This window comes from Flavobacterium hydatis (genome assembly GCF_000737695.1).
In the GTDB taxonomy this organism is placed as follows: domain Bacteria; phylum Bacteroidota; class Bacteroidia; order Flavobacteriales; family Flavobacteriaceae; genus Flavobacterium; species Flavobacterium hydatis.
Genome location: NZ_JPRM01000017.1, coordinates 39,820 through 55,944, shown reverse-complemented (window position 1 = coordinate 55,944; position 16,125 = coordinate 39,820). Strand labels below are relative to the sequence as shown.

Below are 16,125 nucleotides of genomic sequence, written 5' to 3'. Positions count from 1 at the left end.
TCAAGCTAGTCTATTCTTCAATATCCTCTTCTTCATCCTCATCGTCCTCATCTATTTCGAACAAATAAGGCTCAAGCAACATTTTATCTGCCAAAATATCAATACTTTCTGTCAGTTGTTCTGCAAAAATAATTCGCTGCGTTTTAGCAATACTATTAGAAATACGCATGATTTTAGTTTCATGACGTAATTTTAAAATTGGATTTGCATCATCCAGGATAAACATCTTCAAACGGTTTACATTATACCCTGCAGTAGTAAACATATCGCTTAGTTTATTTGGTGTACCTATTAAAACATCAATTCCAGTAGAGATGTAGTTTTTATCATAATCCATATCTCCTTTGTCATGCACACCATAAACTTCAAGCTTACTATACTTCCCGTATTTCTCAAAAAGTTCTTCCATTTCCAGCACCTTTGCTTTATCTTCTACGATAATTAAAGCACGAGGAGATTCTTCATTTTTACCTATCAATTGCTGAATAACATTTAGAACAATTGTAGTAGATTTTCCGCTTCCTTTTGGAGCAACAATAATACAATCGGCACCACTTTTTAGCGTAGAAAAAGTTTCTTGCTGTAATGCATTAGCATCAGTTAAACCGTTTTCGATTAATGCTTCTTGTAACGTTTCGTTTATTTTTTTTAGTTTCATCTTTTTAATGCTTTAAGCTTTAAGCTATACGCTTCAAGCAAAAATTATTTATAATAATATTAATAGCTTAAAGCGTATAGCTTAAAGCCTATTGCGCGAAGCATCTATTTGCTTGCGAACATTTTCACATCTGTTTCCGAAATTTCGCTTCCACCCAATATGATAAGTCGCTCTACAACATTTCGCAATTCTCTGATATTTCCTGTCCAATCATATTCTTGCAAAAGTTTTATCGCTTGAGGCGAAAACATCTTCATTGTATTCCCTTGCTCTGAAGCTATTTTTTCGGCAAAATGCGAAATCAAAGCCGGAATATCTTCTCTTCTATCATTTAATTGCGGAACTTTTATCAAGATTACTGCCAATCGGTGATATAAATCTTCACGGAAACGACCTTCAGCAATTTCTGTTTTTAAGTCTTTATTGGTTGCGGCAACTACTCTAACGTCTACTTTAATATCTTTCTCTGCTCCTACTCTTGTAATCATGCTTTCTTGTAAAGCACGTAATACTTTGGCTTGAGCCGAAAGACTCATATCTCCAATTTCATCTAGAAATATAGTTCCTTTATCAGCAGCTTCAAATTTTCCTGCTCTATCTTTAACCGCCGATGTAAAAGCTCCTTTTACGTGACCGAACAACTCACTTTCAATTAATTCACTCGGAATCGCAGCACAGTTTACTTCGATTAAAGGGAAATTAGAACGAGCGCTTTTTTCATGCAATTGGTGTGCTACCAGTTCCTTTCCTGTTCCGTTTGGCCCAGTAATCAAAACTCTCGCTTCTGTTTCGGCTACCTTTTCAATCATAATTTTAATATGACTTATAGCTTCACTATCACCAATCATTTCGTAATTCTTACTTACTTTTTTCTTTAAAATCTTATTTTCTACAACAAGTTTTTTTCTGTCCAAAGCATTACGAACCGTATTTAATAAACGGTTTAAATCTGGTGGTTTTGATATATAATCAAACGCTCCAAGACGCATCGTATGAATCGCTGTTTCCATATCACCATGTCCAGAAATCATAACCATCGGAATCTCAGGCTTGATTTTTTTTGCTTCTTCTAACACCTCAACACCATCCATCTTTGGCATTTTGATATCACACAAAACCAAATCGTAATCGTTATTCTTTATCTTTTCAAGTCCCGAAACACCATCTTCTGCCTCCTCAACCTGATAGCTGTCATTTTCTTCAGATAATATCTTTGTAAGTACTCTACGAATAGCTGCTTCGTCTTCAATAATTAGTATTTTACTCATTTCTTTTGAGGTTCTAAGTTGCAAAGGCGCAAAGGTACAAAGTTTAAAATCTTTGTCGCTTTATAACCCCACAGCTTTATTATTATTTTAGTATTAACAACAAGATTAAAAAAAAACAAAGGCACAAAGTCTAAAACCTTTGCCCCTTTGTCACTCTGTATCTTTTTTTGAGGTTCTAGGTTATTTCTTTAAGAAGCTAAAAACTTAGCGACTCTGCATCTTAGAACCTTAGCAGCTTAAAAAATTAATATTTAAGCCATCTATATAATTCCTTCCATGTTGGTTTCTTACCGTACATTAATATACCTACACGATAAATTTTGGCAGCAAACCAAACTACTGCAAAAAACGAAGCAAACAATAAAGTTACGGAAATAAGTATTTGCCACCAAGGCACTCCAAACGGAAGTCGCATTAACATAACGATTGGTGATGTTAGTGGAATCATAGAAAACACTACTGCAATTGTTCCGTGTGGATCATTTACAACAGTAAAAAAACCTATGTAAACACTCAAAATCAATGGCATAATAATAGGCAAAAGAAATTGTTGTGAATCAGTCTGGTTATCTACCGCTGCACCAATAGCCGCATAAAATGAACTATATAAGAAATATCCACCTATGAAATAAACCACAAATCCAATCAGGATACTTGCAATTGGTAAATTCCATAATTCATTGATATACATTTGTGCCGTTCCAAGAAGTTCCTTTTGTGCTGCATGCATTAACTCTGGCGGAACCTTAGCGGTTGGACCAACATTTACACCAAAAAATGCCGATGCTGCAAACATTAAAGCAAAACCTATTACTGCCCAAATTAAGAATTGTAATAATCCAGCCAATGAAGTTCCGATTATCTTACCCATCATTAACTGAAAAGGTTTTACCGATGAGATAATAATTTCGATGATTCGATTCGTTTTTTCCTCGATTACACTACGCATAACCATATTACCGTAAATAACGATAAACATCATTATTAAGTAACCAAAAGAACCTCCAATTGCGATTTTTATCTCGTTAAGTCCTTTTAAACTCTCTTCTCCCGAAGCTTTTGCGAGATGAATATTTACTTTTGCCTGAGCATTTTTTATCGCTAATGTATCTAAATTTGCTTCTTGAAAATTAAGTCTTGTAATCTCGTCGGCGATTGTATTTTGTGTATTTTCAATAAAAGAAATACTTGGACTATTATTTGATATAAACTCAATTTTACTTTCTAAATCTTTTATTTTACCCGTTTTAGGAATCAGAAGTAATCCATCTAAACTCTCTTTAGCAATACTATCTTTTAGCGATTGCAAAGGCATTTTGGATAAATCAAGATACCTGAACTCGACATTTTTTGCATTTTGCTTGGTAAATTCCGAAGCAAACAAACCTGTTTCATCATAAATTGCAATACGTTTTGTATCGGCTTTCATAGAACTTAAATATCCGATAAAAGCAGCTATTGCAACAAACAATAACGGACTTAAAAAAGTCATTACGATAAAAGACTTATTACGGACTTTAGAAATAAATTCTCTTTTTATAATTAATGATATAATACTCATTTATATAGATTACTAGATTATTAGACTGCTTAGACTTGCTTAGATTTTAGACTTTCTTAGACTTCTTAGAATTACATTTTTGACTCTTAAATTCAGTCTAAAATCTAAGTAGTCTAATGATCTAAGAGGTTACTGTTTGAATAAAAATATCGTTTACACTTGGAATTTTCTCAACAAAATGAGTCACTTGTCCGCGTTGTGTTAATACATTCAATAAATCATTTGGAGTTGCATTTCCTATCTGAATTTCCAGTTTTAATTCGTCACCCAATGATTTAAAATGAGCAGGCAAAACGGTAAATTTTTGTGAGATATCATACATTAATCCTTCGATGTTATTGGTTAATATTCCAACTTCAAAACTATTTGTTTTAAATTGTCTTTTTACATCAATCAGTTTTCCTTCTATCAGTTTATTCGATTTATGAATCAAAGCTATATGATCACAAAGTTCTTCAACACTTTCCATACGATGTGTCGAAAAAATAATAGTCGAACCTTGTTCTTTTAATGCCAAAATTTCATCTTTTATGACATTGGCATTAACTGGATCAAATCCAGAAAAAGGCTCATCAAAAATCAATAATTTTGGTTTATGCAATACACAAACCACAAACTGAATTTTCTGCGCCATTCCTTTTGATAATTCCTGGACTTTCTTGTTCCACCAACCTTGAATTTCTAATCTATCAAACCAATAATCTAATTGTTTCTTAGCTTCGGCTTTAGACAATCCTTTCATCTGAGCCAGATACAAGCATTGCTCTCCTACTTTCATAGAACTATACAATCCTCTTTCTTCAGGAAGGTATCCGATATGTTGTACGTGTTTAGGCTGTAATTTCTCACCATCTAGAATTACTTTTCCACTATCTGGATAAGTAATCTGATTTATAATTCTTATTAGTGATGTTTTTCCCGCTCCATTAGGACCTAATAATCCGTAAATACTGCCTTTTGGGACATTTAATGAAACTTCGTTAAGCGCAACATAATCACCGTATTGTTTTACGACATTATGTACTTCGAGTAAGTTGCTCATGCTTTTTATTTGGGTTTACTACGTCTACTTGACTACTTAACCTTTTTGGTTTAGCGTGTGTAAAAGTAAATAATTAGTAGCGAAAACTTCATATTGTTACAAAAAAAACCCATCCTAAAATAAATTTAAGATGGGTTTATAAATTAATTGTAACGTTTTACAAAAGATAAGATGTGTTTATGAAAACATATCTTTTACTTTTTCAAAAAATGACTTATCTGTTTTCTCTGGACTCGGAATAAAATGGTCATCTGTTAAAGCATTTTCAAAGAATTGCTTCTGATCTTTGCTTAATGTTTTTGGTGTCCAAACATTTACATGAACCAATAAATCTCCATTTCCGTATCCATTGATACTTGGAATTCCTTTTCCTTTTAATCTTAAGATTTTTCCAGATTGAATTCCTTCTTCTAATTTAATTCTCACTTTCCCGTTAATTGCTTCAATATCTTTAGAGATACCTAAAACAGCTTCTGGAAAACTTATATATAAATCGTAATGTAAATTTTCGCCTTCACGTTTCAAGAATTCGTGTTCAAGTTCTTCAATTGCAACAATTAAATCACCTGGAACGCTGTTTCCTGGAGCATCGTTTCCTTTGCCAGAAACTTTAAGCTGCATACCATCAACAACTCCCGCAGGAATTTTGATTGATACAGTTTCATCTTCCTGAACCATTCCTTGCGAATCTGCATTGCTAGGTTTTTTATCTAAAATCTGACCAGAACCTCCACAAGTTGGACAAGTCGAAGCTGATTGCATTCTACCTAAAATAGTATTAGTCACACGCATTACCTGCCCTTGACCATTACATGTAGAACATGTTTTATAAGTAACCCCTTTGGCTTGAACCTTACGTTTTACTTTTACTTTTTTCTCAACACCATTTGCAATCTCTTCTAAAGTTAATTTTACTTTAATTCTAAGATTACTTCCTTTAGTACGACGAGGGCCTCCGCCTCCACCGCCTCCGAAACCACCAAATCCGCCTCCGAAGATGTCGCCAAACTGACTGAATATGTCATCCATATTCATGCCACCATGACCACCACCTCCAAAACCACCTGAACCATCAAAGGCTTGGTGACCGTATTGATCGTATTTGGCTTTTTTATTAGGGTCGCTTAAAACTTCATATGCTTCTGCAGCCAATTTGAAGTTCTCTTCTGCCTGTTTGTCGTCTGGATTTTTATCCGGATGATATTTTAACGCACATTTACGGTACGCTTTTTTAATCTCGGCAGCATCCGCATTTTTTGAAATGCCTAATATTTCGTAAAAATCTTTTTTCATAATTGTTTAAATTCCAAAAAAACAAAACCCAATAAATAACTCAATTCTGAAGATTCAAAACTATTTATTTGGGGTTTGGGAGTTATAATTTGTTATTTTAGTTTCCAACCACAACTTTAGGAAAACGAATAATTTTGTCTCCTAATTTGTATCCTTTTTCTATAACATCAACGATTTTACCCTTCAATTTATCCGAAGGTGCTGGAATTTGAGTAATCGCTTCAGCGTAATCAGCATTAAATGCATCCCCTGCTCTTACTTCAATTTGCTCTAAACCTTTAGCTACTAATGTGCTTTTTAGTTTCTCATGAATTAACTCAACTCCTTTAGTCAATGTTTCATCCTCAGATTTGTTGATTTCAACCATTGCTCTGTCAAAATCATCTAATACAGGAAGCATTGCCAATAATACCTCTTGATTAGCAGTTTTAAACAAATCTATTCTTTCTTTTGAAGTTCTTTTTTTGTAATTTTCAAATTCAGCAAACAAACGCAAGAATTTATCTTTTTCTTTTGCTAAATCTTGAGCTAGCTGTTCTTCTACACTTAATTCCTCAATAATAATCTGTTCGCCATTGGCATTATTCTCTAACGTTACGTCATCTATTTCTTGATCGATTTCTGTATTTTCCGTAGTCATATTACTTTTATTTTTAAAAATATTCTTAAACTTCATTTTTTATTCTTTTCTATGGATTGCAAAAGTACTGCCAAACCTTATAAAATGTCAAATTGTCACCTTTCGATAAATTTTCACACTATTAAGTATTCAGCCAATGTATCTAAAACCATCATATCCTCAAAAAAATTAGTATAATTTTAAGATAATTGCGATTTAGAATAAATACATTTGAGGTAATTACAAATTAATTATTACCTATCACAAATTGAATTTAAGGTTAGCTTCGGCTTTATAATAAATTATTAATTCAACTTTACCTTATATTAAAAAAAGCTTCGCCTGATAGACGAAGCTTTTTTTTATGCTTTTTGCTTTTCCTAACGAAAGCTTGTGATAAATAATTAATAACAGTTGTTATTTAATTTGTTTTTGCACGGGCGGAGGGATTCGAACCCCCATCAACGGTTTTGGAGACCGCTATTCTACCCTTGAACTACGCCCGTAACTTAAGGCCGCAAATTAAAGGCTTTTTTTTCTTTTCCACCAATTATTTCATGCAAATTTGAAAAGATTTAAGCTAATAAACCTCAACAATTCACTAACACAATCACCTCCAGAACTTTGTGAATTCCGTATTCTTTAATCAAAACAAAAACTTTGCGAAATAACCACAAAGATTCACCAAGATTTTAAAAGTATAGTTTTATAAAAACACAAAGTTCACAAAGCTTTGTGTTCATCTAGCTTTGCGAACTTTGTATTTTATATCCGAAAGGAACGCGGATGATACGGATTTACAAAAATAAAAATCCGTTTAATCCGTGTTTTCGCGATAGCGAATCCGCTTAATCCGCGTTCCTCTATAGACAATCTAAAAAAAGCTTAATCTCTTTATGAAATAACCGCAAAGATCACCAAGATTTTAAAAGTATGGTTTTATAAAAACACAAAGTTCACAAAGCTTTGTGTTGATCTAGCTTTGCAAACTTTGTGTTTTCTATGCGTGAGTAAAATTAAATCTTAGCTCACTTTGCGGTTAAATTATTACGCCAATAATGCTTTCTTCAACCCTTCTAAATCAACCGAAACTTGTTCGCCCGTCACTAAGTTCTTAAGCGAGTACGTATTAGATTCTATTTCTTGCTCACCAACAATAACAGCAAAAGGAATCATACGTTTATCAGCATGCTGAAACTGCTTTCCTACCTTTACATTATCTGGATACAACTCCACTTTAATATTTTCTTTTCTTAATTCCTGAATCGCTTTAAGCGCATAAAACGCCTCTTTATCACCGTAGTTTATAAACAAAGCTTTAGATGTTGCCGTAACCGTTTCTGGAAACAATTGCAATTCCTCAAGCACCAAATAAATACGATCTAACCCGAAAGAGATTCCAACACCACTCATATTTTTTAACCCAAAAACACCAGTTAAATCGTCATATCTTCCACCACCACCGATAGAACCCATGGCAACAGTTTTTGGCGCACCTACTTCAAAAATAGCTCCTGTATAATAGTTAAGTCCACGCGCAAGCGTAACATCCAAGTCTAAAATTGCTGTAGACAATCCTAAATTAGACACATTGTCACAAATAAAACGCAACTCCTCTACCCCTTTCATTCCCTCTTCAGAAGAAGCTAATAAATCTGAAAGTTGATTAATTTTGTCCGAAATTGTTCCTGTAAAACTAAATAATGGCTGCACTTTTACAAGCGCTTCTTCCGAAATTCCTTTCTCCACCATTTCTTTTTTCACACCATCTTCGCCTATTTTATCAAGCTTATCTAATGCAACCGTAAAATCAATTAATTTATCCGAAGCACCAATAACCTCCGCAATTCCAGATAATATTTTTCGGTTGTTTATTTTTATAGTCACACCACTTAAACCCAAAGAAGTAAAAACAGTATCATATAATTGTACCAACTCCACTTCTTGCCATAATGATTTAGAACCAACCACATCGGCATCACATTGAAAAAACTCTCTGTAACGTCCTCTTTGAGGTCTGTCAGCTCTCCAAACTGGCTGAATTTGATATCTTTTAAAAGGAAATTCAATTTCGTTTTGGTGTTGTACCACATATCTTGCAAACGGAACTGTTAAGTCGTAACGCAATGCTTTCTCAGAAATTCTCCCTGTAAATTTATTCAACTCAATTCTTTCGTTGAGATCAATTTTTTCAGCAGAATTAACTTGTAAAGATTCTATAGATTCTGGTAATTCAATTTTACTTTTATTGAAGAAAAAATTACCAGAGTTCAATATTTTAAAAATCAAACGATCGCCTTCTTCACCATATTTTCCCATTAAAGTTTCAGAATTCTCAAAAGATGGTGTTTCAATCGGTTGAAAACCAAACTTCTCAAAATTATTTTTTATGGTTTGAATAATATATTGACGTTTTGACACCTCTGCAGGCGAAAAATCTCTTGTTCCTTGTGGAATACTTGGTTTAGAAGCCATTTCTCTTTGCTATTTTAGATTTCTGATTTTAGACTTTAGATTTGCTTTCGAAATCTTAAATTCTAATCGAGTGCAAATATCTTACTTTTTAAAATAAATAATGACTCTTCTAAAACAAACTTGTAACAAAAATTGTATTTTCGTGACAAACTAGTATGATGCTAAAATTATTCAAAGAAAATATTCGAATTGCATTTGGTTCCATTCGAACACAATTATTACGTACCATTCTTACCGTATTAATTATTGCAATAGGCATCACAGCTTTAGTTGGGATACTAACCGTGGTTTCGGCATTAGAAAACACTATTTCTAACGATTTTGCTTCTATGGGAGCAAATACCTTTAATATAAACCAATACGAAAACGAAGTTCGAAACCGTGGTGGTAACGAAAGAGAAGTTATAAATCCTATTATTTCCTATCCCGAAGCCGTAGCATTCAAGAACAAATACAAATATCCTTTTACCGAAACATCTCTTTCATTTACAGCAACATCTACTGCCGAAGTAAAATACCTTGGCACTAAAACCGATCCCGAAATTAAAGTTCTAGGTGTCGACGAACATTTTATTGGTAACTCAGGTCTGGAAACAAGTATCGGTAGAACATTTAATCAGTTTGATATCGAGAACAATACTTATGTATGTATATTAGGTTCCGATTTTATGAAAGGATTATTAAAAGATGTAAACCCAATCGACAAAATCATTTCTATTCGTGGCGCACGATTTAAAGTTATTGGTGTACTAAAAGAAAAAGGATCTACATTTGGGAACAGTCAGGATTTACGAGTATTAATTCCTATACAAGTAGCGCGTTCCTTATTTACAGCACCAAATATAAATTACACGATAAGTGTAATGGTTTCCAAAAAAGAATTACTGGATCAAGCTATCGACAATGCAACAAGTACTATGCGTCGTGTTCGTAAATTAAGCCCAATACGCGATAATAATTTTGGCGTAGTACGAAGCGATGATCTTATCAATCGCATCCTCAGCATCACACAATACCTTGGCTTAGCAGCATGGGCTATTAGTATCATTACTATTTTAGGTTCATCGATTGCTTTAATGAATATCATGATCGTATCGGTAACAGAGCGTACCCGCGAAATCGGAGTTCGCAAAGCTCTGGGAGCAAAAAAGTCAACCGTTGCCATACAATTCTTTATCGAAACCTTACTTATAGGACAACTAGGTGGTTTAATCGGAATTATTCTAGGAATCCTAGTTGGTTTTGCGTTTGCATCAGCAATGAAATTTGTATTTGTAATTCCTTGGATGGCAATTTTCGCTGCTTTCGGTACTAGCTTTGTAGTTGCCATTGTGTCAGGATTATATCCAGCAATAAAAGCTTCGCAACTTGACCCGATCGAAGCTTTACGCTACGAATAGTATTCAGTCACAGTTTTCAGTTTCAGCTTAACTATTTTACTAAAAGTTTGCAGGAGCACAACATAATCGTTTCATAACACGAACTGTCCCGCTTTACGTTCCAATCTTTTATCTTGAAAAAATCAAGATAAAAGGATTTTCACTGCAATCGGGGCTATTTTACAACTTACATTTTCAAGTCACGTTCTCATCCTGCAAGGTTTTTAAAACCTTGCAGGTATATAATTCTGTATGTTTTTTTTAAAGCCAAAACAATGTTTTGATATGACTTAAATTCTAAAGAAAGCAAACTCACCTAACACTTATATACACCATTAATTTCAACACATAGAAACATAGATTTTACATATAAAAAGAACACAAACAGAAACACATTTCTCTCACATAGCTAGCTATGTGCACTTTAAATAAGTGAAACGTCTTTTTCGAGAATACAAAATCTATGTTTCTATGTGTTAAAAAAAAAAATCTAATAACTAGATACCTACAAGGTTCCAGAAACCTTGCAGGATAAAAACCTAAATCGCTACTAAAAACTTATTTAACACAAAAAATCATTCTATCATTATCGTAAATATCCTTACGTAATTCGATGTTTTTAAAGCTCAAATTCTCAAGTAATTCAATAGTTTCTTTTCCTAAATACTGATTGATTTCAAAATAAAGACTTCCATTTTTTCTCAGGTTTGTTTGCGCTAATTCAGCTATTTTTCTGTAAAAAATAAGCGCATCATTATCTGCTACAAAAAGCGCCAAATGAGGTTCATAATCTAATACATTTTTCTTAATTTCTTCTTTTTCGAGATTCCTTACATAAGGCGGATTCGAAACAATTACATCAAACTCCTGCATTAAATCTTCGGTTTCCAGAATATTCTGAAGCAAAAAAGTAACCGAAACTCCATTAGCCTCAGCATTTCTTTTGGCAGTAGCCAAAGCATTCTCCGAAACATCAATTGCAAAAACCTGCGCATGAGGAAGATTTTTAGCCAGCGAAATAGCAATACAACCACTCCCCGTTCCTATATCCAAAATCTTTAAATTTTTGAATTTTTCAATCTTTGAATTTTCTTTAATAATCCACTCAACCAATTCTTCGGTTTCTGGACGCGGAATCAAAACATTTGAGTTTACCTCAAAATCTAATCCGTAAAAATTCGTTTTCCCTAACAGATATTGTATTGGGATTTCCTTTTTCAATTCAGTCACCAGAATACTCAAATCTGCAATTTCTTCGTCTGTAAAAGACAAATCAGGATTTAGAGCCAAATCTATTTGTTTGAGATTTCGTTTCTCTTCCAGAATTAAATAGAAGAAACTCTCCACTTCCAGAACATCATAAATCCCCGAAAGCTCCTGAATAAATTGTGTTCTGTATTGTTTTATTTTCATTATATATTTGTTGTTAAAAAATAGATTTAATTAGCAATCAAATCCTACTGCAATTTCAGAAACCCTCTTCATCGCTTCTCCGTCTTTAGCCTTAGACGAAAGAAATAAAATCACTCGCTCCTCCTCATAATGTCTATTTGCGCTAAAAATGAAATCTAATTTTCCATCGTTATCAATATCTCCTGCAAAAAGCAACTCTACAAAAGTATCATTAAACGATTGCTCTGCTAAAAGTAATTTTTCGGTAGTATTTCCCGTAGTTAGATAAAGCTTATAATTTTCGACCTTCTTAAAAACTTCTTCCGTATTATCATCTGTAGAAACCATTTCCGAAGACAACACTTTTCCCTCAGCACGCAAAGTATAATTAACATTATTAAATGCTAAAGTCATTTTCTCGTCAGGCCAAATTTTATCTTCTTCAATTTTTAAAGACTTTATTTTCCCTAATTTCAAACTAGGATAATCCATAAAAACAATAGATTTCTTTTTAGGAATAATAGATATTAAAGAATCTCCTGAACATTCATCAAATCCTTTTTCTATTTTAAAATCTGCCTTTCCTAAATAGTATTCTCCGTTCTGCTCATGCAAATCAATCCATTTTTCAGTTAAGTCAATACCAGGTCTTTCACCAATATAACTTCGGTAACTTCGTGGCAGCAAAATATCAAAGTCATTTTTAAACTCTTCATCCGAAACTATTTCTTTTTCCTGAACAGAATCTTTAACAACCTCTTTTTCTCCAACTTTAATCGTTTTTTCAATCTTAGTTTCTTTAGAATCTTTGCAAGAAGACAAGATTGAAATTAAAGCAATTCCAATAACTAATTTTTTCATAATGTTATAGTTTTTTCAACATCCAAACTGGGCATGAAGTATGTCCCGTATTTCCCATTGCAGCATCTAGATATTCAAAACCTGATTTTTTATATAATTTTTGGGCAGCATGCATAAATGGCATTGTTTCGATATAACAATTTTCAAAACCAAAATCTTTAGCACTCTCTAAGCATTTTTCCATCATTTTACTTCCTATTCCCAAACCACGAGTTTCTGGTAAGAAATACATCTTTTGCAATTCGCAAATTGTTGGTGCTTCATTCTCTAACGGAGCAATTCCTGCACAACCCACAATTTTGTTATTATTTTCGACTACATAATAAACCGCTTTTGGCTTATTATATTCTTCAAACATAAAATCCAAATACGGATCCTCATACGCAGTTCCTACTTTCGGGATATTCAACTCATCAAAAACGGCTCTTATTAATTGTGCCACAGCTTGATTGTCTTCTTTAGTTATTTTTCTGATAATCCAATTTTCCATTCCTTCTTATTCTGTCTTGTTTAAGTACAAAAGTAAATATACTTTAATTCGCTGGCTGCAATTCGCAAAAAAATATTCAACACATAGATACATAGATTTAAAATTACAATCTAAAAGTTTTTCTAGAAAATTACAATCTTTTCACATAGTCTTATGTTATCTATTTTGAGTGAAGCGCCCTTTTTTAGACTTAGCAAACTATGATTCTATCTGTTAAAAAAAATACACTCAGTAGATTACGCTAGATTATCACTTTAGGCAGTTTCAAAACTAAATCATAAACTCAAAAATAACTACTTTTGCATTGTGAATATACATGAAAAATACATAAAACGCTGCATACAACTTGCCAAAAATGGCTTAGGAACTACATACCCAAACCCAATGGTTGGTAGCGTAATCGTTTATAATGATACTATTATTGGAGAAGGCTGGCATAAAAAAGCAGGCGAACCACATGCCGAAGTAAATGCTGTAAATTCAGTAAAAGATAAATCATTGCTCAAAAAAGCAACTATTTACGTAAGCTTAGAGCCGTGCAGTCATTTTGGCAAAACACCTCCTTGTTGCGACTTAATTATTGCAAACGAAATCCCGAATGTGGTTGTCGGAACTGTAGATCCAAACGAAAAAGTTGCTGGTCGAGGAATTAAAAAACTACTGGAAGCCGGAAAAAAAGTTACTATTGGAGTTCTTGAAGAGGAATGCAACGAACTAAACAAACGCTTTTTTACTTTTCATCAACAAAAAAAACCTTATATAATCTTAAAGTGGGCAGAATCTAAAGATGGATTTCTTGCTCCCGAAAAAGACAACGATTCAATTTTAAAAAGAGAACCTATCTGGATTACCAATACCTATTCACGACAATTGGTACACAAATGGCGAAGCGAAGAACAAGCTATCTTGGTAGGGACACAAACTGTTATCGATGATAATCCTAAATTAAACACTCGTGATTGGGCTGGAAACAATCCTGTACGCGTTGTTCTGGATCAAAACAATCGCATTCCTCAAGACAGTCATATTTTTAGCAACGATGTTAAAACTATCGTATTTACAAAATCCAAAATTGCCATTGAAAAAGAAAACCTTATCTTTGAAGTAATTGATTTTAAAGAAAATATAATCCCGCAAATACTTGCCGTTTTATACCAACATCAAATTCAATCGATAATTATCGAAGGCGGGTTACAAACTTTACAAACCTTTATCGATAGTAATCTATGGGATGAAGGACGCTTTTTTATCGGAAACACCTCCTTTACAAAAGGTACTAAAGCTCCTGTAGTTATTGGCAAAAAAAATAAAAAAACCTATATTGGTAAAGACGAATTAATACAAGTTAGAAACCATGATTGATACTATTATTTTTGATTTTGGAGATATATTTATCAATTTAGATAAACAAGCCACAATTGATGGACTAAAAAAGCTTGGCCTATCAGAATGGAATAATAATTTAGATCAATTGAATATTAAATTCGAAACAGGTAACATTACTGCCGAAGAATTTATATCAGGATTTCAAAAAGAGATTCCTAATGCATCTGCAAAAGAAATTCTGAATGCATGGAATGCTGTTTTGCTAGATTTTCCATTATATCGATTAGAGTTTCTACAAATGCTTTCTGAGAAATATAGATTGTTTTTATTAAGCAACACCGATTCTATTCATATTAAAACATTCGAACATAAAACTGGAGTATCATTTTATAGTGATTTCTACCAATGTTTTGAAAAAGTTTACTTTTCATTTGAAATCGGAATGAGAAAACCAAATCACGAAGCCTACACCTATATAATAAACAAACACGAGTTATCCCCAAAACGAACTTTGTTTGTTGACGACAAAATCGAAAACACCAATGCTGCTGCCGAACTTGGTCTTCAGGTATGGAACCTACAAGTAGGAAAAGAAGATGTCGTAGATTTATTTGATAAAAAAATAATTTAGAAAACAATCTTGGAAATTAAAGATACTTATCAAACGATAGCATTCCCATCGGAAGAAGTACTGTATAAAGAAAAAAGCAGCAAATTTTTTGGTTATGCATATCCCATCACATCCGAAGAGGAAGTAAAACCCATAATCGAATCCTTAAAAAAACAACACCCGAGTGCTGTACATTATTGCTATGCCTATCAATTAGGAATCGAACCTAATGTAAGCTATAGAGCTAACGATGATGGAGAACCAAGTAATACTGCCGGAATGCCTATTTATGGGCAAATACAATCTTTTAATGTAACAAACGTTCTTATTGTAGTAGTACGTATATATGGAGGAATTAAATTAGGCGTAGGAGGATTAATCGCAGCTTACAGAACAACAGCACAAATGGCATTAGAAGTTTGTGAAATTGTCGAAAAAACCATCGATGAACAGTTTTTAATTTCTTTTGACTACAAAAACATGAATAAAGTAATGCGTGTTATTAAAGAAAAAAGATTAGAGATTGTTTCACAAGAAATGGAAATTAACGAAGATTCTGGTCTTCCAATTGGCAAAATAACGATCCAAATTCGCAAAAAAAATGCCGAAATGATATTCGACATTTTTGATTCAATGTTTGAAATAGGAATAAAATTATGCTAAAATCATTTTCATTTATGGTAAATTTTAGCAATTATTCAATCTTTTTAAGAAGCTCCAAAATGTAGCTTGGAGGAGCAGTTGGACGACCCGTTTTTAAGGACACAAAAACCAAAATAAAGACAGCAGTTGTTAATAACTCATTTGCCTCGTTATAAATCTCGCAATCAAATTCTATCTTAACAGATGACTGACTTTTAAATGTTGTATGCACCGTTAACAACTCATCATATCGTGCCGATTTTTTGTAATTTATATTCATGGAAACAATTGGCAAAGCAATCCCGCTTTCTTCCATGCTTTTATACGAAACCCCTTTGTTTCTAAGCCATTCCACTCGACCAATTTCAAAATAAGGAATATAATTCCCATGATAAACGACTCCCATTTGATCCGTTTCAGAGTAACGAACACGCACTTGAGTTTGATGATTTTTCATTATTTATTTATTAAAAAAAATTAATTTTTAGACTCCGCCTTACAACAATATT

15 protein-coding genes and 1 tRNA gene are annotated in these 16,125 nt (G+C 33.1%); 4 read left to right on the top strand and 12 right to left on the bottom strand.

What is annotated here, in order from left to right:
• Positions 1-10 precede the first annotated feature (10 nt).
• The 8 genes from IW20_RS12280 to hisS form a co-directional block, all read right to left on the bottom strand.
• Positions 11-658, bottom strand: a complete 648-nt coding sequence (locus IW20_RS12280) for a DEAD/DEAH box helicase (RefSeq protein ID WP_035622587.1) — start codon at positions 656-658, stop codon at positions 11-13.
• A 104-nt stretch (positions 659-762) separates the two neighbouring features.
• Positions 763-1,926: a sigma-54-dependent transcriptional regulator gene (locus IW20_RS12275; protein ID WP_035622584.1), complete on the bottom strand. Its 1,164-nt coding sequence runs from the start codon at positions 1,924-1,926 to the stop codon at positions 763-765.
• Between the two features lie 244 nt (positions 1,927-2,170).
• Positions 2,171-3,487: an ABC transporter permease gene (locus IW20_RS12270; protein WP_035622583.1), complete on the bottom strand. Its 1,317-nt coding sequence runs from the start codon at positions 3,485-3,487 to the stop codon at positions 2,171-2,173.
• 121 nt (positions 3,488-3,608) lie between these two features.
• Complete coding sequence (locus tag IW20_RS12265) at positions 3,609-4,529, bottom strand: ABC transporter ATP-binding protein (RefSeq protein WP_035622582.1); 921 nt, start codon at positions 4,527-4,529, stop codon at positions 3,609-3,611.
• A gap of 177 nt (positions 4,530-4,706) precedes the next feature.
• Positions 4,707-5,822, bottom strand: a complete 1,116-nt coding sequence (gene dnaJ, locus IW20_RS12260; protein WP_035622581.1) for a molecular chaperone DnaJ — start codon at positions 5,820-5,822, stop codon at positions 4,707-4,709.
• A 97-nt stretch (positions 5,823-5,919) separates the two neighbouring features.
• Entirely contained in the window at positions 5,920-6,498 is a 579-nt protein-coding gene (locus tag IW20_RS12255) for a nucleotide exchange factor GrpE (protein WP_035622580.1), read from the bottom strand.
• A 378-nt stretch (positions 6,499-6,876) separates the two neighbouring features.
• A tRNA-Trp gene (locus IW20_RS12250) sits at positions 6,877-6,947 on the bottom strand.
• A gap of 541 nt (positions 6,948-7,488) precedes the next feature.
• Complete coding sequence (gene hisS, locus IW20_RS12245; protein WP_035622579.1) at positions 7,489-8,916, bottom strand: histidine--tRNA ligase; 1,428 nt, start codon at positions 8,914-8,916, stop codon at positions 7,489-7,491.
• A 155-nt stretch (positions 8,917-9,071) separates the two neighbouring features.
• On the opposite strand from hisS, the gene IW20_RS12240 reads away from it, so the two are divergent.
• The gene (locus IW20_RS12240) at positions 9,072-10,316 is read left to right on the top strand and encodes an ABC transporter permease (RefSeq protein WP_035622577.1); all 1,245 of its coding nucleotides are present in this window, start codon (positions 9,072-9,074) and stop codon (positions 10,314-10,316) included.
• 537 nt (positions 10,317-10,853) lie between these two features.
• Here IW20_RS12240 and prmC read toward each other — a convergent pair.
• Genes prmC through IW20_RS12225 form a run of 3 tightly spaced genes read right to left on the bottom strand, consistent with a single transcriptional unit; the run spans position 10,854 to position 13,038 of the window.
• On the bottom strand, positions 10,854-11,708 hold the full coding sequence (prmC, locus tag IW20_RS12235) for a peptide chain release factor N(5)-glutamine methyltransferase (RefSeq protein ID WP_035622576.1): 855 nt from the start codon (positions 11,706-11,708) through the stop codon (positions 10,854-10,856).
• Positions 11,709-11,738: 30 nt separating this feature from the next.
• Entirely contained in the window at positions 11,739-12,548 is an 810-nt protein-coding gene (locus tag IW20_RS12230) for a hypothetical protein (protein WP_035622573.1), read from the bottom strand.
• Between the two features lie 4 nt (positions 12,549-12,552).
• On the bottom strand, positions 12,553-13,038 hold the full coding sequence (locus IW20_RS12225) for a GNAT family N-acetyltransferase (protein ID WP_035622571.1): 486 nt from the start codon (positions 13,036-13,038) through the stop codon (positions 12,553-12,555).
• A gap of 306 nt (positions 13,039-13,344) precedes the next feature.
• Between IW20_RS12225 and ribD the strand changes: the two genes are divergently transcribed.
• Genes ribD through IW20_RS12210 form a run of 3 tightly spaced genes read left to right on the top strand, consistent with a single transcriptional unit; the run spans position 13,345 to position 15,637 of the window.
• The gene (gene ribD, locus IW20_RS12220; protein WP_035622568.1) at positions 13,345-14,400 is read left to right on the top strand and encodes a bifunctional diaminohydroxyphosphoribosylaminopyrimidine deaminase/5-amino-6-(5-phosphoribosylamino)uracil reductase RibD; all 1,056 of its coding nucleotides are present in this window, start codon (positions 13,345-13,347) and stop codon (positions 14,398-14,400) included.
• Positions 14,393-14,995 carry an HAD family hydrolase gene (locus IW20_RS12215; protein WP_035622565.1) on the top strand — a complete coding sequence of 201 codons (603 nt, stop codon included), beginning with the start codon at positions 14,393-14,395 and terminating at the stop codon, positions 14,993-14,995. The genes ribD and IW20_RS12215 overlap by 8 nt, the downstream gene beginning before the upstream one ends.
• 9 nt (positions 14,996-15,004) lie before the next feature.
• Entirely contained in the window at positions 15,005-15,637 is a 633-nt protein-coding gene (locus IW20_RS12210; protein ID WP_035622562.1) for an IMPACT family protein, read from the top strand.
• A 31-nt stretch (positions 15,638-15,668) separates the two neighbouring features.
• Here IW20_RS12210 and IW20_RS12205 read toward each other — a convergent pair whose 3' ends face one another.
• Positions 15,669-16,073 (bottom strand): acyl-CoA thioesterase, encoded by a 405-nt coding sequence (locus tag IW20_RS12205; protein WP_035622559.1) that lies wholly within the window; start codon positions 16,071-16,073, stop codon positions 15,669-15,671.
• Positions 16,074-16,125: the final 52 nt, after the last annotated feature.